Annotated in this window: 17 protein-coding genes; 11 read left to right on the plus strand and 6 right to left on the minus strand. The window is 61.9% G+C overall.

All coding sequences use genetic code 11. The annotated features are described in order from the left end of the window. The first annotated feature begins 109 nt into the window (after window positions 1–109). Both O0881_RS28335 and uraH read left to right on the plus strand, forming a co-directional pair. Window positions 110–604, plus strand: a complete 495-nt coding sequence (locus O0881_RS28335) for a heme-binding protein (protein ID WP_289914008.1) — start codon at window positions 110–112, stop codon at window positions 602–604. Window positions 605–615: 11 nt separating this feature from the next. Further along, the gene (uraH, locus tag O0881_RS28340; RefSeq protein WP_289914010.1) at window positions 616–1026 is read left to right on the plus strand and encodes a hydroxyisourate hydrolase; all 411 of its coding nucleotides are present in this window, start codon (window positions 616–618) and stop codon (window positions 1024–1026) included. A gap of 7 nt (window positions 1027–1033) precedes the next feature. Here the strand turns inward: uraH and O0881_RS28345 are convergent, their stop codons facing one another. Further along, on the minus strand, window positions 1034–1732 hold the full coding sequence (locus O0881_RS28345; RefSeq protein WP_289914011.1) for a glutathione binding-like protein: 699 nt from the start codon (window positions 1730–1732) through the stop codon (window positions 1034–1036). 188 nt (window positions 1733–1920) lie between these two features. Here O0881_RS28345 and O0881_RS28350 point away from each other — a divergent pair, with 188 nt between their 5' ends. Continuing rightward, the gene (locus O0881_RS28350; RefSeq protein WP_251351680.1) at window positions 1921–2346 is read left to right on the plus strand and encodes a hypothetical protein; all 426 of its coding nucleotides are present in this window, start codon (window positions 1921–1923) and stop codon (window positions 2344–2346) included. A 16-nt stretch (window positions 2347–2362) separates the two neighbouring features. Here O0881_RS28350 and O0881_RS28355 read toward each other — a convergent pair whose 3' ends face one another. After that, window positions 2363–4009, minus strand: coding sequence for a methyl-accepting chemotaxis protein (locus O0881_RS28355; protein ID WP_289914013.1), 1647 nt, complete (start codon window positions 4007–4009; stop codon window positions 2363–2365). A 288-nt stretch (window positions 4010–4297) separates the two neighbouring features. Here O0881_RS28355 and O0881_RS28360 point away from each other — a divergent pair, with 288 nt between their 5' ends. Together O0881_RS28360 and O0881_RS28365 are read left to right on the plus strand one after the other, a co-directional pair. Then, complete coding sequence (locus tag O0881_RS28360; protein ID WP_218965295.1) at window positions 4298–4726, plus strand: EamA family transporter; 429 nt, start codon at window positions 4298–4300, stop codon at window positions 4724–4726. A gap of 73 nt (window positions 4727–4799) precedes the next feature. Beyond that, complete coding sequence (locus tag O0881_RS28365; protein ID WP_046683244.1) at window positions 4800–5165, plus strand: hypothetical protein; 366 nt, start codon at window positions 4800–4802, stop codon at window positions 5163–5165. Here O0881_RS28365 and O0881_RS28370 read toward each other — a convergent pair. Next, window positions 5159–5596, minus strand: coding sequence for a hypothetical protein (locus O0881_RS28370; RefSeq protein WP_289914014.1), 438 nt, complete (start codon window positions 5594–5596; stop codon window positions 5159–5161). The two genes, O0881_RS28365 and O0881_RS28370, sit on opposite strands and share 7 nt — an antisense overlap. Before the next feature lie 170 nt (window positions 5597–5766). Here O0881_RS28370 and O0881_RS28375 point away from each other — a divergent pair, with 170 nt between their 5' ends. Then, complete coding sequence (locus tag O0881_RS28375) at window positions 5767–6609, plus strand: helix-turn-helix transcriptional regulator (protein ID WP_289914015.1); 843 nt, start codon at window positions 5767–5769, stop codon at window positions 6607–6609. A 57-nt stretch (window positions 6610–6666) separates the two neighbouring features. On the opposite strand, the gene folE is transcribed toward O0881_RS28375, so the two are convergent. Both folE and nudC read right to left on the minus strand, forming a co-directional pair. Further along, a complete protein-coding gene (folE, locus tag O0881_RS28380) occupies window positions 6667–7230 on the minus strand; it encodes a GTP cyclohydrolase I FolE (protein WP_099666133.1) in 564 nt (187 codons plus the stop codon). 74 nt (window positions 7231–7304) lie between these two features. Continuing rightward, a complete protein-coding gene (gene nudC, locus O0881_RS28385; RefSeq protein ID WP_289914082.1) occupies window positions 7305–8144 on the minus strand; it encodes an NAD(+) diphosphatase in 840 nt (279 codons plus the stop codon). Between the two features lie 292 nt (window positions 8145–8436). Here nudC and O0881_RS28390 point away from each other — a divergent pair, with 292 nt between their 5' ends. From O0881_RS28390 to O0881_RS28410, 5 genes are all read left to right on the plus strand, one after another. Next, window positions 8437–10770, plus strand: coding sequence for a catecholate siderophore receptor Fiu (locus tag O0881_RS28390; protein ID WP_289914016.1), 2334 nt, complete (start codon window positions 8437–8439; stop codon window positions 10768–10770). A 384-nt stretch (window positions 10771–11154) separates the two neighbouring features. After that, window positions 11155–12468 carry a dicarboxylate/amino acid:cation symporter gene (locus O0881_RS28395; protein WP_289914017.1) on the plus strand — a complete coding sequence of 438 codons (1314 nt, stop codon included), beginning with the start codon at window positions 11155–11157 and terminating at the stop codon, window positions 12466–12468. 108 nt (window positions 12469–12576) lie between these two features. Beyond that, window positions 12577–13569, plus strand: coding sequence for a porin (locus O0881_RS28400; RefSeq protein WP_289914018.1), 993 nt, complete (start codon window positions 12577–12579; stop codon window positions 13567–13569). A gap of 121 nt (window positions 13570–13690) precedes the next feature. After that, window positions 13691–15601, plus strand: a complete 1911-nt coding sequence (locus tag O0881_RS28405) for an ATP-binding protein (protein ID WP_289900512.1) — start codon at window positions 13691–13693, stop codon at window positions 15599–15601. Then, on the plus strand, window positions 15594–16937 hold the full coding sequence (locus O0881_RS28410) for a sigma-54 dependent transcriptional regulator (protein WP_077398169.1): 1344 nt from the start codon (window positions 15594–15596) through the stop codon (window positions 16935–16937). The genes O0881_RS28405 and O0881_RS28410 overlap by 8 nt, the downstream gene beginning before the upstream one ends. On the opposite strand, the gene O0881_RS28415 is transcribed toward O0881_RS28410, so the two are convergent. Further along, window positions 16938–17675 (minus strand): metallophosphoesterase family protein, encoded by a 738-nt coding sequence (locus tag O0881_RS28415; RefSeq protein WP_289914019.1) that lies wholly within the window; start codon window positions 17673–17675, stop codon window positions 16938–16940. It abuts the gene before it with no gap. Between the last annotated feature and the right edge of the window lie 99 nt (window positions 17676–17774).

Genomic DNA, 17774 nt, shown 5'->3' on the forward strand with positions numbered 1-17774 from the left:
TTTTACGCCGCACGCACGCCGCCGCGGATGATAAAAATGTCATGCGGCGATCATCTTCTCGTAGGGCAAGCCTGGCCATACTGGCGCCATCTTGTTTCCTGGACGCCACATGAAAACCCTGTTACTCGGCAGTACCCTGCTGTGCCTGCTGGCCAGTCCCACCCACGCGCAATTGCGCAGCATCAATGACCTGCCGCTGGCGGCGGCCAACAAGCTGGCCAACGCGGCCATGGCCGCGTGCCAGGCGCAGGGCCGGCACATCGTCGTCACCATACTGGACCATGGCGGCAATGTCGTCGCCGTGCAGCGCGCCGACGGCGTCGGGCCCCACAACACGGAAGCCAGCCGGCGCAAGGCGTACACGGCCTTGTCCACCAAGAGCGATACCTATGCGCTGGCCGTGGCGGCCCGCAACAATCCGGACATGAGCAATTTGACCAGCGTGCCGGAACTGTTGCTGCTGGGCGGCGGCTTGCCGTTGATGGCACAGGGGCAGGTGGTTGGCGCCATCGGCGTCGCCGGTGGCGGTGGCGCCCTGCAAGACCGTGCCTGCGCCCGGGCGGCGCTGGCCGCCCTCCCTGAACTCGATTCCACCCCACCTTGAAAGCAACAACGATGACCTGTCTGAAAAAAATCACCGCCGCCCTGGCCTTCGCCAGCCTGTCCGGCACGGCCCTGGCCGCCGCCAATCCCTTGAGCGTGCACATCCTCGACTTGCAAAGCGGCCAGCCGACGGCGGGCGTGACGGTGACCCTGGAGCAAAAGAAGGGAGATGACTGGAAGCAATTGAGCAGCGCCGTGACGAATGCGCAGGGGCGCATCGCGGCCATGTATCCGGCCGATACGCCCTTGCAGGCGGGCGATTACCGCATCGTGTTCAAGACAGGCGAGCACTATGCGCGCCTGAAACAGGAAACTTTTTTCCCGGAAATCCCCGTGCAATTTCACGTGGAAAAGACCGACCAGCACTATCACATTCCCTTGCTGCTCAGTCCTTTCGGTTTTTCCACTTACCGGGGAAACTGACCGTCGATCACGCCACCGTCTTCGCCGTCTGTCCGAACAGCACGCTTTTCGCGTCGCCGCTGACGGTCGGCTGCACATTGATTTCGGCCGCCCGCGCATATGCGCGCACGGTGGCGGGACGGGCGGCAATGGCCGCGAACCAGCGCGCCAGGTGCGGGAAGTCTTCCAGCTTCTGGCGCTGGCGGGCGTGCGGCACGATCCACGGGTAGATCGCCATGTCGGCGATGGAATAGTTGTCACCGGCCACGAATGCACGGTCCGCCAGGCGCTTGTTCAGCACGCCATACAGCCGGTTCGTTTCATTCACGTAGCGCGTGATGGCGTACTCGATGGGTTCCGGCGCATATTGCACGAAATGGTGGTTTTGCCCGGCCATGGGGCCCAGGCCGCCCATTTGCCAGAACAGCCACTGCATGACTTCGGCGCGTCCGCGCACGTCGTCCGGCAGGAATTGCCCGCTTTTCTCGGCCAGGTATTGCAAAATGGCGCCCGACTCGAACAGGGACAGCGGCGCGCCGCCATCTGCCGGCGCCTGGTCGACGATGGCGGGGATGCGGTTGTTCGGCGCGATGGCGAGAAACTCGGGCTTGAACTGTTCGCCCTTGCCGATATGCACGGGAATGAGCTTGTAGGGGATGCCCGCTTCTTCCAGGAACATCGTCACTTTGTGCCCGTTGGGCGTGGTCCAGTAATACAGGTCGATCATCGTGGTCTTTCCAGGTAGATAAGTAGGGCAGGCGGCCTCCGCATCACTATTGTCGCGCCGCAACTGATATGCATGGATATAATGCCACGTAAGCGAAAAACAAGACGGCGCCCAAGCGAGGCAAGCGCCCACTCGCGCCGTCACGCAGGCATCCCGACATTCCAGAGCACAAACAAAGAAAGCCGACCATGCGCAAACTCCTGATCGTCACGCTGTCCGTCCTGCTGTCAGGCTGTGTCCAGGACTTCGCCATCTATATGTTCGATGGGCAAGACCATTCCCTGACCGTGCGCCGCCAGCAACGTTATTTTTGGCAAGATACCGTGGAAGTGCAGCTGATGGCGACCAATTTGCCGCAATGCCAGCGCCTGCATACCTTGTCGACGGATGCGCCGGCCGACATCACCGTCGAGCTGTTTGCGGCCGGCGATGGCATATGGAATATCCGCATGGGCAAGCAGCTGTGGCAGGCGGAAACGAATACCTGCAATGAGCTGACGGAAATGGAAAACGACCCGAAAGCCGACCTGGGCCAGCCGATCGGGCAATTCGTGGTCGTCGATGACAAGCTGGAATTCGAACCGGCGCCGCAAGCGGCGGCGCCAGCCCAGTAAGTCCTGAACGAAACCCCTAGCGCGCTGCCAGGCTGCGCAGCGGCTTTTTCGCCACGGCGCGTGGCGCGCCAGCCGAGCTTGCCGCCAGGCGCGGCGCCGTCCCCGATTCCTGCGCCGACAGCTTGAAGCGCGCCACCAGTTGCGCCAGCACGGCCGCCTGGTCTTGCATGCTCGACGCCGCTGCCGCCGCCTCTTCCACCAGTGCCGCATTTTGCTGCGTCACGCTATCCATCTCCGTGATTGCCTGGTTGACATGGCCGATGCCCGTGCTTTGCTCGTGCGAGGCGGCCGTGATGTCGGCCATGATGTCGGTCACGCGCGAAACGGAAGCGACCACCTGGTCCATGGTCGTGCCCGCCTGTGCGACGAGCGTGCTGCCGGCCGCGATGCTGTCGACGGAAGCGCCGATCAGCTCCTTGATTTCCTTCGCCGCGCCGGCCGAGCGTTGCGCCAGATTGCGCACTTCCGACGCCACGACGGCAAAGCCGCGTCCCTGTTCGCCCGCGCGCGCCGCTTCCACGGCCGCGTTCAGGGCGAGGATATTCGTCTGGAAGGCGATGCCGTCGATGACGCCGATGATGTCGACGATCTTGCGCGACGAAGCGTTGATGGTGTCCATGGTGCCGATCACTTGCGCCACCACGGCGCCGCCCTGGCGGGCCACGGCGGAAGCGGACTGCGCCAGCTCATTCGCCTGCACGGCGTTGCCCGCGTTCTGCGTCACCGTCGATGTCAGTTCCTCCATCGAGGCGGCCGTTTCTTCCAGCGAACTGGCTTGCATTTCCGTGCGCGCCGACAAGTCCATATTGCCGCTGGCAATCTCGCTCGATGCCGTGGCAATCGTCTCGGCGCTGTGGCGGATTTCGCTGATCGCATCGACCAGGTTGGTCTGCATGGTTTTCATCGCGTACAGCACGCTGTGGCGGTCATTGGCATGCGTGCGCACGACGCCGCTCAAATCGTTATTCGCGATCTTTTCCGCCACGTCGGCCGCATACTCGGGATCGCCGCCCAGCGCATGGCGCAGGCTGCGGTTGATCACCACGACGACGGCCGCCAGCAAGCCGCATACCAGTACCAGCACGCCCAGCGAGGTGAGCAGCGACTGGCGGAAGGCCGCATCGATATCATCCATGTACACGCCCACCACCAGGGTCCAGGCCCATGGCTTGTAGGCCACCACGCGGCTCATCTTCGGTTCGGGGGTTTTCTGGCCGGGACGGGGGAAGTAATAGTGGACGAAGCCCTTGCCCGCATCGCTCTTGCCGACGGCAACGATGTCGCGGTACAGATAAGTACCGTTGGCATCTTTAAAATCCGACATGTTCTTGCCGTTCGTTTGCGGCGCGGCGGGATTCATCACAACGACGGCATCGAGGTTGATGATGGACAAATAACCGGTCTCGCCGAAACGCATGCTCTTGATGACGGCCGTGGCCTGCTTCTGCGCTTCTTCCTTCGTCAGGGCGCCGCTGGCGGCCAGGTCGCCGAACATCTTGACGGCACCCAGGCCCAGGTCGGCGGCATTGCTCAGGTCGGCGCTGCGCTCTTCGATGCGGATCTTGCGCACTTCCAGGGCGTTATAGACAAAAATAACGGTGATGCACAACAGGCTGCAAATCAGGGGAATCCATAACTTTTGCTGGAACGTCAATTTCTTCATGCTGTGTCTCCAACTATCTATTTGCGGCAAAGGGGCGTGGCCCGCTTCCAGCTCGGCTGGCCAGGAATGCGGCGGCGACGGTGCTCTGGCGGCACCGTTCAGACTGCTTCAGCATACGCTCGAACGACCGATATTTACAATGCCGGGAAGCAATGAATTTTGCCCAGTGTTGTTAATGCGTTGCGACAATTGATGAGAATTGATGGTGCATTGCAATAAAATTGGGGCCAGCGGCCGCCGTTCTTTTGCGCTACAGTCACTCCCATTCCCCACCGCGCAAGGAGTTCCATGTCCACCACCATGAGCTGGCAAGGCTTTGCCATCCTGTCGGCCGTGTTCGCGGCCCTGACGGCCATCCTGGGCAAGCTGGGCGTGGCCCACCTGAACAGCAACATGGCCACCTTGATACGCACGGGCGTCATCCTGCTGGTGACGGCGGCCATCATCTCGCTGCGCGCGGAGTGGCAGCGGCCCGCCGGCGGCAACTGGGTGGGCTGGACCTGCCTGATCGCCTCGGGCGTGGCCACAGGCTTGTCGTGGCTATGCTATTTCCGCGCGCTGCAGCTGGGGCCCGTGTCGCTGGTGGCGCCCGTCGACAAGCTCAGCGTGGCGCTGGTGATGCTGGCCGGCTGGCTGGTGCTGGGCGAACCGTTCACGCTGAAAGGGGCCCTCGGTGGCGGCTTGATCGTGCTCGGCTCGCTGATTTTGCTGCTGTGACGCATTCCACGGCACGCGGCGGCGCGCCTGTGTCAGAATGCACGCCGCATAGATCGAATCACGAAAGAACAGCATGACCAAGAATGAAGCCATGAAACGCATCAACGACCGCCTGGGCAAACCCACCCTGACGGACAAGAACACGCACTTTGCCAGCGTCGCCAGCTATGGCACGGACGAAGGTTGGTGGCTGAAGATCCCCTTCCTGACGTTCAAGCAGGAATTGCACTTCATCCTCAACAATGAAAAAACGAAAAGCTTCCAGCACCTGAAGATCGGCGCCAACCAGATCCTCAGCCCCGGCATGAAGTTCCGCAGCACAGGCGGCGCGGCCGACGCCTTCATGTCTGCCTCGGCGCCGAAACGCCTGGTCGACTTGCTCGACGGCGGCAGCAAGTACAACTTCACCAAGCATTTTATTAATGACTACCGCTACTGATGCGCAGCCGTGCTGCCGCCGCCCGGCGGCAGTTGCGGCGGCAGCCACACCCTGAGCAAATGCTGGGCGATGTCGAGCGCGTCGTCGCGGCTGGTGCCGAAATGCAGGGGATAGCCCCAGAACTTGCCAAATAAGACGGCAAAGGCCTTGCCGGCCAGGCGCTTGGCGGCGTTCGGTTCGATCAGCACCATGCCCTGGATATACGCGCGGATGGCGGCCTTGTTCTGCTTCATCCACAGCGATGCGCGCTTGCGCTCCGCCTGCGGGTGTTCATGCCCGTCCTCGTCAAAACCTTCCTCGCTGAGGATGACAAACGCCTGCCGGCGCGCCAGCAGCGCGTCGAACTGGGCAAACAGCACATCGGCCTGGGTATCTGCCGCGCCGTCGCGGCGCATCCAGACGAGGGGGAATGTGGAAAAATCGAGTTGCATGGGATGACTCCTTCAAGGGGGTTGCCGTTCCTCCTCACCTTCATCAGAACACTGGCGGCGGCGGTTGCCGTGGAAGCGGGGCTGCGGATGCCCATACGATAGCGTTGGCAGTGCTGCGCGTCATTGCATAAAATAGCCACAATATTATTCAATCCAGCCAAAGTCTTCCCATGCCCCATCCCCTCCTGCCCAACATGCTGACGGCCCGCCTGGGCCTGGACGACGACGCCTCCATCCTCGATTTCGATGTCGATGGTGTGCTGCGTCCCTTGCTGGCCGTGGGCCTGGCCAGCGTGCCCGAGGATGCGGAACAGGCGCCGCACCAGCACCGCAAGGGACAGTTGCTGTATGCCACGCGGGGTGTGATTCATTGCGAGGTGGAAAGCGGCGTGTGGATCGTGCCGCCCCAGTGCGCCGTGTGGATACCGGGCGGCCTGATGCACGCGGCGCAGGGCGTGGGCGAGGCGCAATGTTATTGCCTGTTTGTCGAGCCAAGCATGGCGCCGGCCTTGCCCGCCGTCTGCTGCACCGTGGCCGTCTCGCCATTGCTGCGCGAACTGATCGCCAAGGCGGCCGGTTTTCCCACCCTGGCCGCGCTGCAGGGCGCGCAGGAACGCCTGGTGCTCACCCTGCTCGATGAACTGGCGGCCGCTCCCGTGGAAGACTTGCATTTGCCGATGCCGCGCGATGCGCGGCTGCGCCGCCTGGCCGCCCTGCTGCTGGCCCAGCCTGCCGATAAACGCACGCTGGCCGAGTGGGCCAGCCGCATCGGCATGAGCGAGCGCAGCATGACCCGGCAATCCCTGGAGGAAATGGGCATGAGCGTGGGCCGCTGGCGCCGGCAATTGCACGTCATCCTGACCTTGCAACGGCTGGCGCAAGGGCACAGCGTGAAAGCGGTGGCGCTGGAACTCGGCTATGAAAATACCAGCGGTTTTGTCACCATGTTCCGCAAGGCGGTGGGCAAGCCGCCGGCCCGCTACCTGGCGGAACGGGAATCCAGGAAAATATAAAAACGCATAAAAAAAGGCGGCATATGCCGCCTTCGTCTTGCATCATCGTTTAAATCATCATACTTCGCGCGCCAGCGCCAGGAACTCCGTACGCAGCGCCAGGTTCGGCTGCATCTCGCCCAGCATGGCCGAGGTGATGGTTTCTTCGCCCGGCGTGCGGATGCCGCGGCTTTCCATGCACAGGTGGCGGCAGCGTACGACCACGCCCACCGATTTCGGTTCCAGCACTTCCATCAAGGCATTGGCGATCTGCATCGTCATGCGTTCCTGCACTTGCAGGCGCTTGGAGAAGCAATCGACGAGGCGCGTCAGTTTCGACAGGCCGACGATCTTGCCATTGGGCACGTAGCCGATGGTAGCCTTGCCGAAGAACGGCGCCAGATGGTGTTCGCAATGGCTGTAGACGGGGATGCCGCGCACGACGATCAGCTCGTTGTACTGTTCCGCGCCATCCTCAAAGGCTTTCAACAAATCGACCGGATCCTGGCCATAGCCGGAGGTCCAATGTTTCCAGGCTTTTGCCACGCGCGCCGGCGTTTCCAGCAAGCCAGGACGCTGCGGATCTTCACCAAAGCTGCTGATGAGCCGGCGCCAGTCGTTTTCGGAGAATTCTTGAGACATGCTAAACCACCCTAAAATTTGCAATTGCCGCCAGTATATAGAAAATGCGGCAAGCTGCCTGAGCAGCCCCCGCTTTACGGCACTGCCGGCGGGCGGTGCGCCTGCACCAGCAGCGCGGAAATCGACACGCTGGAACTCGCTTCCGGCCACGCATCGCCGGGGCCGAACCAGCGCGCCTCGGCGATCTCGTTCTCGTCGAGGCGGATCTCGCCATCGAGGTAATCGGCCGTAAACGCGATCATCAGCGAATGGGGAAACGGCCAGGATTGGCTCATGAAGTACTGCAGGTTATGCACGCGCAAGCCTACCTCTTCCATCACTTCGCGGTGCACGGCTTCCTCGATCGATTCGCCCGCTTCCAGGAAACCGGCCAGGGGACTGAAACGCTGCGATGGCGAATGCTTGTGCATGGCCAGCAGCACTTGCTCGCCCTTGCGGATGAGTACCATCATGGCGGGCGAAATGCGCGGATACGCGAGCATGCCGCAGGCGGCGCAGGTGAAACAGCGTTCGCCGCGCGTGCGCTGCATGGGCGTGGCGCACACGCCGCAATGACGGTGCGTGCGCGCCCACTCGGCCAGCTGCGCGGCGCGGCTGGCCAGGCCCAGGAAAGCATCGTCGACGGCATGGAACAGCGAGCGCATGCCGTGCCAGGCCAGGGGCGCATCGGCGGGCAAGGCATCGTCATCCGTCCAGACGGTCTGGCAATAGCGGCCCTGCCACAAGCCCACGGGCTGGGCGCGGCTCAGGTCGATATCGAGCGCGGCCGCCTCGGCGGCAGTGGGCAGGGTCAGCTCGGGCGTGCGCAACAATAAACGCCCGCGGTGAAAGACGAAGGTGAGCGTGTCGGCTGCCGCCGGGGCCGGTTCGGGAGGATCGATCAGGGGGACGAAGGCATCGGGTGTCTGCAGCATGCTTGGCGGAAATTTGTAAAGGTTGCTCATCATACTCCCGCTGCCGGACGCCTGCGCGCGTAGCAGCGGCCATGCAGCAAAGCAAGCATTCATGGGCCATGACAGTGTTTTTTTTGCGGCACGCCCAATCCGTTGCGTAAACGAGACTGATAACGATTCTCATTTACGAATGAGTGCCCAATAATTACAATGTCTGCCTACCCGTCCATCGCCAGCCACTTGCCCGCTTGCCACAGCACAGCGTCGCGCAGCCAGCCAGGAACCACTACCCTGACCTTATCGAGAGAGCAAGATGGCAATCAAGAGCCGCAAACACGTCCAATCCCGTTTCAACCAGCACATCGGCGCCGCCCTGGCCGTGATGCTGCTGCCCGTTGCCGCCCAGGCCGCCGATCCGGCCGGTCAGAGCGCGCCTGCATCGCAGCAAACCCTGAACGAAGTCAAGGTCATTGGTTCCAAGGAAAATGATTTCAAGGCCGAAAAAGCCTCGTCGCCGAAATACACGGAGGAGCTGGTCAACACGCCGCAAACCATCGTCGTGATCAAGAAGGAATTGATCGAACAGCAAGGCGCGCTGACCCTGACGGATGCGCTGCGCAACACGCCGGGCGTGGGCACTTTCTTCCTCGGTGAAAACGGCAACACGAACACGGGCGACGCCGTCTACATGCGCGGTTTCGATTCGTCCGGCAGCATCTATGTCGATGGCGTGCGCGACGTGGGTTCCATTTCGCGCGACGTCTTCAACATCGAACAGATCGACGTCTTGAAGGGCCCGGCGGGCACCGACAGCGGCCGCGGCTCGCCGACCGGCTCGATCAATCTGGTCAGCAAGACGGCCACCATGGAAAACAAATTCAATTCGCTGCTGACGGCGGGCAGCGGCAAGCAGAAACGCGCCACGGCCGACTGGAACCGCATCCTCGACAGCGATACGGGCACGGCCTTGCGCCTGAACCTGATGACGCAGGACAGCGGCAATCCGGCGCGCGATGAAGTCAAGAACAAGCGCTGGGCCTTCGCGCCCACCGTCACCTTCGGCATCGGCAAGCCGACGCGCATCACGGCCAGCTACCTGCACGTGGATCAAAACAACGTGCCCGACGGCGGCGTGCCCACCATCGGCTTGCCCGGCTACTCGACACCGGACGTTCCAACGAAGGATCAACCGGTCATCCGCAGCTTCCTGAACAGCGCCGCCAGGGTCGATCCGAAGAATTTCTACGGTTCTACCTCGGACTACGACAAGATCAAGGCCGACATGGGCACCTTGCGCATCGACCATGATTTCTCGCCCAACGTGCAGATCCAGAACACCACGCGCTACGGCAAGACCAAGCAAGACTACCTGCTGACGGCCTTCATGGGCAGCATGGGCAACCTGAAGACACCGGTCACCACCGATCCGTCGACCTGGACCCTGGCGCGCTCGCTGCGCACCGTGAAGGACCAGGAAAACACGATCCTGACCAACCAGACCGTGGTCAGCGCGCAATTCGACACGGGCGTGCTGAAGCACTCCGTGGTGGCCGGCGCCGAGTTCACCAGCGAAAAACAGACCAACTACAGCTATGTGCCCGCCAGCCTGGGCACCTTGCCGGCAGCGAACCTGTACAAGCCGAATCCGCGCGACACCGTCACCGGCCACAACCCTGTGCGCAGCGGCGCCTTCACCGAAGGCGAAGTCAACACGCAAAGCCTGTATGTGTTCGATACCATGAAGTTCGGCGACAAGTGGCTCTTCAACGGCGGCGTGCGCTTCGACCATTTCAACACCACGTATGACGCCGTCGCCCTGCAAGGGGCCGTGACTGCGCCTGCGGTACAGCCATTGCCAGTGGGCACGCCAATTCCCACCCACCTGACCCTGAGCGACACCCTGGCCAACGGCAAGATCTCGGCCATGTACAAGCCGACGCCGAACAGCAGCGTGTACGCCTTGCTGGCCACGTCGAAAGCACCGCCAGGCACCAATTTTGCCCTGAGCACCGCCGCCAGCAGCGCGCAAAACCTGAACTATGACCCACAGGAAACCATCACCAAGGAAATCGGCACCAAGTGGGACTTCCTGAAGCAAAAACTGTCGCTGTCGGCCGCCGTCTACCAGACCACCGTCAAGAATGAAGTGGAGCAAGATCCCGTCATCTCGACCATTTATTACCAGACCGGCAAGAAACGCGTGCAAGGCCTGGAACTGGGCGTGGTAGGCGAAATCATGCCGAACTGGCTGGTCAGCGCCGGCTACACCCGCATGAATACCAAGGTCGAGTCGAACAAGGTCTTCACGGCCAGCGGCGACAAGAACCTCACCTACACGCCAAAACAGGCGTTCACCAGCTGGACTTCGTACACCCTGCCATTCGGCCTGAAGATCGGCGGCGGCGCGCGTTACGTGGGTGAAATGCTGCGCGGCACCGACGGCGCCGTCGGCACGCCGGCCCGCGTGGATGCCTATTGGGTCTTCGACGCCATGGCAACCTACACCGTCAACAAGAACCTCGACGTGCAGTTGAACGCCTACAACCTGGCCGACAAGACCTATGTGGCGGCCATCAACAAGTCCGGCTTCCGCTACACCCCGGGCCAGCCCCGTTCGTTCAGCCTGACGGCGAATATCAAGTTCTAACGTCAAGAGAACACGCATTGCGTCACATCAAGCCCCTCTTCGGAGGGGCTTTTTTATTATCCTGATAATCTTGTCTTTTTGACGCGCCACCGCCCTGCCGCGACTAGCGTATGAAAAGTCATACAGCGATATCCCGCCGCGTCCAATATTTCGCGCAAGCGCGCCAAGTTGCGACATCTAAACAACAAAAAAGCATCCTTAAATCAACAACTTAAGAAGTTAGGTTCCAAATTCCCATTTCAGGCATATCCTTTGCTATGTACAGGTTTTGCTGCAAATAATCGCTGGCACGCAAGGGCTTGTTTTTGAGAAATATTGACTCCAAGCTTGAGTTGCTCGCTATCAATAATCCGCTCACAGCGGCGTTTCACCGGAGGAGTCAAAATGAAAAAGAAACGGCCATTAACCCTGTACATCCTGATTGCCATGATCCTCGGCATTGCCGTGGGCTATGGATGCAACACCGCTTTCCCTGATGCCAAGCTCAGCGCTCAAATCGCTGGCAATATTTCTATCGTCACCGACGTCTTCCTGCGCCTGATCAAGATGATCATTGCGCTGCTGGTGTTCTCCACCCTGACCGTCGGTATCGCCCACATGGGCGACGGCAAGACGGCGGGCCGCATCGGCCTGAAAGCCATGTGCTGGTTCGTGGTGGCCTCGCTGGTGTCGCTGGCGCTGGGCATGGTGCTGTCGAACCTGATGCAGCTGGGAACCAACCTGGGTTTGCCATTGCCGGACATCCACGCGTCGACCAATCTGAAAACGGCCGCCTTCACCTTGAAAGATTTCTTCACGCACCTGGTGCCGAAGTCGCCGATCGAGGCCATGGCCAACAATGAAATCCTGCAAGTGCTGGTATTCTCGATCTTCTTCGGCGGCGCACTGGCCGGCCTGGGCGAATCGGGCAAGACCCTGACGGCCGTCGTCGACCAGCTGGCGCAAGTCATGCTGCGCATCACCGGCACCATCATGAACCTGGCCCCGCTGGCCGTGTTCGCCGCGATGGCTTCCGTCATCACCACCCACGGCCTGGGCGTGCTGATCACGTTTGCCAAGTTCATGGGCGGCTTCTACGTTGGCCTGCTGTGCCTGTGGGCTCTGCTGATCGGCGCCGGTTTCGTGGTCATCGGCCCGCGCATCTTCAAACTGGTCGGCCTGATCCGCGAACCGTTCCTGTTGGCATTCTCGACGGCCAGCTCGGAAGCGGCCTATCCAAAACTGCTGACGGCGCTCGACCAGTTCGGCGTGGACCGCAAGATTTCCAGTTTTGTGTTGCCAATGGGCTACTCCTTCAACCTCGACGGTTCGATGATGTACTGCACCTTTGCCGTGCTGTTCATCGCGCAAGCCTACGGCATCGACCTGTCGATCGGCACCCAGATCACCATGCTGCTGCTGCTGATGCTGACCTCGAAAGGCATGGCCGGCGTGCCGCGCGCCTCGCTGGTGGTGATTGCCGCTACCCTGAACCAGTTCAATATTCCGGAAGCGGGCTTGCTGCTGCTGATGGGCGTCGACCAATTCCTCGACATGGGCCGTTCGGCCACCAACGCGGTCGGCAATGCCGTCGCCACGGCCGTCGTCGCCAAGTGGGAAGGTGGCCTGGCCACCGAGGAAGAAGCCGCCGCGGCCAACGCGGCCAGCCTGAACACGGAAAGCCATTGGGGCGAAGCGGATCACGCTAGCAAAGCCTGATAGCGCCATGGCCCGCCACAAGCGGGCCATTTATTTGTTGTCGATGTTGAGTAACAAGCAGTCAGGTAGTGCGATCAGTAGTCATTCCAACTTATTAGAGAGATTTTCATGAAAAAAGTCCTGTTTACCCTGCTGACCCTCGGCGCAGCCTCCACTGGCGCCATGGCCCAATCGAGCGTGACCATCTACGGCGTGGCTGACGCCGGCCTGGTGTTCGACAAGGATGCGGCTGGAGACCGCCTGAACCGCGTCGCTTCCGGCGTCGCTTCCGGCTCGCGCATCGGCTTCAAGGGCAAGGAAGACCTGGGCGGCGGCCTGGCCGCTACCTTCGTGCTGGAAAGCGGTTTCAATATCGACACCGGCACCTCGGGCCAGGGCGGTCTGTTGTTCGGCCGCCAGGCATATGTCGGCCTGACCGGCAGCGCCGGCGCCGTCACCCTGGGCCGCCAATATTCCCCGTACTACCTGGCCCTGCGCGACGTGGCCGATCCGTTCGTCATCGGCCTGGCCGGCACGGCATCGAACCTGATGGTGACGAATATCCGCGTCGATAACATGGTGCAATACACCACGCCGACCTGGAGCAAGCTGTCGGCCGACCTGGCGTATGGCTTTGGCGAAGTAGCTGGCGATAATGCGAAAAACCGCAGCATGGGCGGCGCCGTCCACTACATCGACGGTCCGCTGAACGTGACCCTGACGCACCACCGCAAGGAAAATGCGCTGGCGACCCAGCAAACGCGCAACACCCTGCTGGCCACGCGCTACGACTTTGGCGTGCTGCAAGGCAACTTCGGCTACGCCGACAACCGCGCCCTCGACAACAGCAAGAGCAACGACATCCTGCTCGGCTTCAGCGCACCGTTCGGTGCCACCAAGCTGGTCGCGTCCTACATCCGCCACAACGACAAGAGCAATGCCGACCGTGACGCCCAGCAATGGGCCATCGGCGCCTTCTACGCCCTGTCCAAGCGCAGCGACCTGTACACCGGTTACGGCCACATCAGCAACAAGAACGGCGCCACCTTCGTCGTCGGCAATGCCACGGACACTGGCACCGGCAACAGCGGCTTTAACCTGGGCATGCGCCATACCTTCTAAGGACGCCGAGCTGTCCGTGACATAGAAATGTGAGCCGCCGGATGCATATCCGGCGGCTTTTTCTTTTTACGCAATATTTAAATGCGATACTGTGGGTTCTTGCAAGTTGGCAGCTGATTTTATGAATAGCAGTACTACGAAACCCTCCCTTTCCTGGCGCCAGCGCCTGTCGCAACGGTCGGGCCGCGAAACGCTGGCCTGGGGCGTGGTGCTGGCCGCCTGTCTGGCCACCGTCTGGCTCGTGTATTTCTGGACCGAACGCATCGCCATCGGCAAGCTGCAGGCCAGCGGCGCGCAGCGCCTCGAGGTATATGTCAGCAGCCTGGAAAATGCGCTGGAAAAATACGATTTCCTGCCCAAGACGCTGGAACTGAACCGCGACGTCATCCGCCTGCTGCAACATCCGGAAGACCCGGTGCTGGTCGATACGGTCAACCATTACCTCGAGCAAATGAATGCTCAGGCGAAATCATCGACCATTTTCATCAGCAACCTCGACGGCAACACGCGGGCCGCCAGCAACTGGCAGCAGCCCGATAGCTTTATTGGCGACAATATCTCGTTCCGCCCCTACGCCCAGGACGCGCTGCGCGGCACGCCGGGCCGCTTCTATGGCGTGGGCACGACGCGGCTGGAACCCGGTTATTTCTTTGCCCACGGCATCTACCAGAATGGCCACATGCTGGGCCTGGCAACGGTGAAGGTGAACCTGGAAAACCTGGAAAAACGCTGGGTGCAGGGCGCCGACAAGGTCATGCTGGCCGACGAGCACGGCGTGATCTTCCTCAGCTCCATGGCGGACTGGAAATACAAGACCCTGGCACCGCTGTCGCCCGCCATCGTCGAAGAACTCAACCGCACGCGCCAGTATTATTCGAAGCAGCTGGCAGCCATCCCCTTCGTATCCGACCGCCAGCTGGGCAATGGCGCCCGCGTGATCAGCGTGCGCGAGCAGGAACACGCCGACACGCCGCCGAAGATCAGCTCCAGCGTCATGACGCAGATCAAACTCAAGTCCCCGCAAGGCTGGACGTTCATTTACCTGTCCGACCTGGCGCAGGCCAAGGCCAGCGCGCGCGCGGCGGCCGCCTTCTCTTGCGTGCTGCTGGGCTTCTTCATGCTGCTGTTCTTTTACCTGCGCCAGCGCCGCGCGGCCGTGGCGCAAAAATTGCGCGCCCGCGAAGACTTGCAGCATGCGTACGACAACCTGGAAGCCATGGTCGAGGAACGCACGTCGGAACTCAATGCCATGACGCAAAGCCTGAGCCAGGAAATCGACGTGCGCAGCAAGGCCGAGCAAAAACTCCACATCACGCAAAACGAACTGTTTCAAGCCGGCAAGATGGCCGTGCTGGGACAGATGTCCGCCAGCATCACGCATGAACTCAACCAGCCGCTGACGGCGCTGCGCACCATGTCCGACAATGCCGTCATCCTGCTCGAACGCGGGCGGCTCGACGACGCGCGGCGCAACCTGGCGAAGATCTCGCAAATTGCGGCCAGGATGGGGACCATTACGGGTCAATTGAAGATTTTTGCGCGCAAGTCGACCACCAGCCTGACGTCCGTCTCGATCCCCACGGCGATCAGCAACGCCCTGTTCCTCGTCGAACGCCGGCTGCAGGTGGAAAATGTGCGTTTTACTTTGCAATTGCCGCCCGAAGACATCTTCGCCATGTGCGAAAGCAACCGCCTGGAACAGGTGCTGGTGAACCTGTACGCCAACGCGCTCGACGCCATGAATGGCAGCGACGTGCGCAGCCTGCGCGTGGCCGTCGAATGCACGCAGGAGCACGTGCTGATCCACGTGGCCGACACGGGACCTGGCCTGTCGACGGAAGTGTGCGAACATCTGTTCGAACCGTTCTTCACCACCAAGCCGCAAGGCCTGGGACTGGGACTGGGGCTGGCCATTTCCGAACAGATCACGCGCCAGTTCGGCGGCGTGCTGCGCGCCGAAAACGCCCCCGGCGGCGGCGCCATCTTCACCATCGAACTACAGATTGCAACGCAGGAGGAAAAACATGTTTGACGGCTTGAAGGTCTTGCTGGTCGAGGACGACCCCACCGTACGCGAAGGCAGCGAGCAGGCCCTGCAGCTGGCCGGCCTGGACGTGCTGGCGTTTCACTCGGCCGAGCTGGCCTATAAACTGCTGACGCCGGATTTCCCCGGCATCGTCGTCAGCGACGTGCGCCTGCCCGGCATGAGCGGCCTGGAATTGCTGCAGGCGGTCAAGACGCTGGACGCCAACCTGCCCGTGATCCTCGTCACGGGCCACGGCGACATCACGATGGCCGTGCACGCCATGCGCACGGGCGCCTACGATTTCATCGAAAAACCGTATTCATCCGAGCAACTGGTCGACGTCATCCTGCGCGCGCTGGAAACGCGGCGCCTGACCCTGGAAGTGCACAGCCTGCGCCGCCAGCTCGAGGACGGCGGCGGCATCGAAGCGCGCCTGCTGGGCAATTCCGTGGCGATGCGCGACATACGGCGCCTGATACTCGACGTAGCAGACGAACCGGCCGACGTGCTGATCTATGGCGACACTGGCACGGGCAAGGAAATGGTGGCGCGCTGCCTGCATGACTTCAGCCACCGCCGCAAGCACAACTTCGTCGCCGTCAACTGCGGCGCGATTCCCGAAAGCATTTTTGAAAGCGAAGTCTTCGGCCACGAACCGGGTGCGTTCACGGGCGCGGCCAAGCGCCAGGTGGGCAAGATCGAGCACGCGGATCAAGGCACTTTTTTCCTCGACGAAATCGAATCGCTGCCCCTGTCCCTGCAAGTCAAATTGCTGCGCGTGCTGCAGGAACGCTATATCGAGCGCCTGGGCTCGAACGTGCCCACGCCCGTCGACGTGCGCGTCATCGCGGCGGCCAAGCTGGACCTGGAAGACTTGTCGCAGCAACAGAAATTCCGCAGCGACCTGTACTACCGCCTGAATCTGATCGTGCTGCATCTGCCGCCGCTGCGCGAACGGCGCGAGGACATTCCCATCCTGTTCGAACACTTCGTGCTGGCCGCCGCCGCCCGCTACAACCGCGCCGCGCCCGTCGTCTCCAGCGCGCAGATGCGCAACCTGATGGCCCATTCCTGGCCCGGCAATGTGCGCGAGCTGCGCAATATCGCCGACCGCTTCGTGCTGGGCATCGCCGGCGGCGCCTCGAGCTTGCTGGCGGCCGGGCTGGCCAGTCCCCTGTCGCTGGCGGAACAGGTCAACGGCTTCGAACGTGCACTGATCGAACAGGAACTGCGCGCATATTCCGGCAACGTCAGCGAAGTGAGCGCAGTGCTCGGCTTGCCGAAGCAAACCTTGTACCACAAGATGCAGAAGTACAACCTGGTGGCCGAAGAGTTCCGCTGATCAGCCAACCCGGCCCGTGCGCAAGGGCGTGACCCAGTCGGGCCGCCCGTTCGCCAGCGCCAGCCGGGCCGCCTTTTCCCAGTCATATGCCACGGCGTGCAACTGCGCCGTCCAGGCGCCATCAGCACCCTGTTCGGCGATCGCATAGCGCGCATGCGGCGTGCCGTTTTCCATCACGTGCGCATAACCATGGTCGTCGTCGTAGGCTTGCAAGCCCACGCTGCCCGGATTGACGACCAGCCGGCCATCGGGCAAGCGTACCTGGCGCGGCATGTGCGTATGGCCGCACAGGATCAGGGCCGCATCCGTCGTCCCGGCCCGTTCGGCCACCTCGTCCGGCGTGGCGGCCCGGCTGCCTTGCGGCGTGACGCTGTCGAGAAAATACACGAGATCGCTTTGCGGCGTGCCATGCACGAGCAGCACATCCTTGCGCAAGCGCAAGGTGGCAGGCAGGGCATTGATCCACGCGAGTTGCTCTGGCAGCAGCTGCGCGCGCGCAAAAGCGTCCGACACGCCCATGTGGGCCGGGTCGCCGAACAATTGCCGCTCGTGGTTGCCGCGGATGGTGGGCAAGTCCAGCCCCATCAGGCGCGCCGCCGTGGCGCGCGGCTGCAGATGGCCCGAGACGATATCGCCCAGGTTGACGATCATGTCCACGCCACGCAGGGCGATGTCGGCCAGCACGGCCTCGAGCGCATCGAGGTTGCCGTGAATATCGGAAATGGCGGCAATTTTCATGCGGTGTCTCCTCCTCGTACACACCATTCTGCCCGCGTTCCCCCTTGCAGGCAATGCCGGCATGTGTACCGGCTCTTACACACGGTAGGACAAATCCGA

Source organism: Janthinobacterium sp. SUN100, from assembly GCF_030397705.1.
In the GTDB taxonomy this organism is placed as follows: domain Bacteria; phylum Pseudomonadota; class Gammaproteobacteria; order Burkholderiales; family Burkholderiaceae_D; genus Janthinobacterium; species Janthinobacterium kumbetense.

Excerpts from the sequence above, each read along its gene's own strand:
- O0881_RS28410 (WP_077398169.1), top strand. The coding sequence starts at position 15,594 with ATGTTTGACGGCTTGAAGGTCTTGCTGGTCGAGGACGACCCCACCGTA.
- O0881_RS28365 (WP_046683244.1), top strand. The coding sequence starts at position 4,800 with ATGACCAAGAATGAAGCCATGAAACGCATCAACGACCGCCTGGGCAAA.
- O0881_RS28335 (WP_289914008.1), top strand. The coding sequence starts at position 110 with ATGAAAACCCTGTTACTCGGCAGTACCCTGCTGTGCCTGCTGGCCAGT.
- O0881_RS28415 (WP_289914019.1), bottom strand. The coding sequence starts at position 17,675 with ATGAAAATTGCCGCCATTTCCGATATTCACGGCAACCTCGATGCGCTC.
- O0881_RS28400 (WP_289914018.1), top strand. The coding sequence starts at position 12,577 with ATGAAAAAAGTCCTGTTTACCCTGCTGACCCTCGGCGCAGCCTCCACT.
- O0881_RS28360 (WP_218965295.1), top strand. The coding sequence starts at position 4,298 with ATGTCCACCACCATGAGCTGGCAAGGCTTTGCCATCCTGTCGGCCGTG.
- O0881_RS28395 (WP_289914017.1), top strand. The coding sequence starts at position 11,155 with ATGAAAAAGAAACGGCCATTAACCCTGTACATCCTGATTGCCATGATC.
- O0881_RS28345 (WP_289914011.1), bottom strand. The coding sequence starts at position 1,732 with ATGATCGACCTGTATTACTGGACCACGCCCAACGGGCACAAAGTGACG.
- O0881_RS28375 (WP_289914015.1), top strand. The coding sequence starts at position 5,767 with ATGCCCCATCCCCTCCTGCCCAACATGCTGACGGCCCGCCTGGGCCTG.
- uraH (WP_289914010.1), top strand. The coding sequence starts at position 616 with ATGACCTGTCTGAAAAAAATCACCGCCGCCCTGGCCTTCGCCAGCCTG.
- O0881_RS28355 (WP_289914013.1), bottom strand. The coding sequence starts at position 4,009 with ATGAAGAAATTGACGTTCCAGCAAAAGTTATGGATTCCCCTGATTTGC.
- O0881_RS28370 (WP_289914014.1), bottom strand. The coding sequence starts at position 5,596 with ATGCAACTCGATTTTTCCACATTCCCCCTCGTCTGGATGCGCCGCGAC.
- O0881_RS28405 (WP_289900512.1), top strand. The coding sequence starts at position 13,691 with ATGAATAGCAGTACTACGAAACCCTCCCTTTCCTGGCGCCAGCGCCTG.
- folE (WP_099666133.1), bottom strand. The coding sequence starts at position 7,230 with ATGTCTCAAGAATTCTCCGAAAACGACTGGCGCCGGCTCATCAGCAGC.
- nudC (WP_289914082.1), bottom strand. The coding sequence starts at position 8,144 with ATGCTGCAGACACCCGATGCCTTCGTCCCCCTGATCGATCCTCCCGAA.
- O0881_RS28390 (WP_289914016.1), top strand. The coding sequence starts at position 8,437 with ATGGCAATCAAGAGCCGCAAACACGTCCAATCCCGTTTCAACCAGCAC.
- O0881_RS28350 (WP_251351680.1), top strand. The coding sequence starts at position 1,921 with ATGCGCAAACTCCTGATCGTCACGCTGTCCGTCCTGCTGTCAGGCTGT.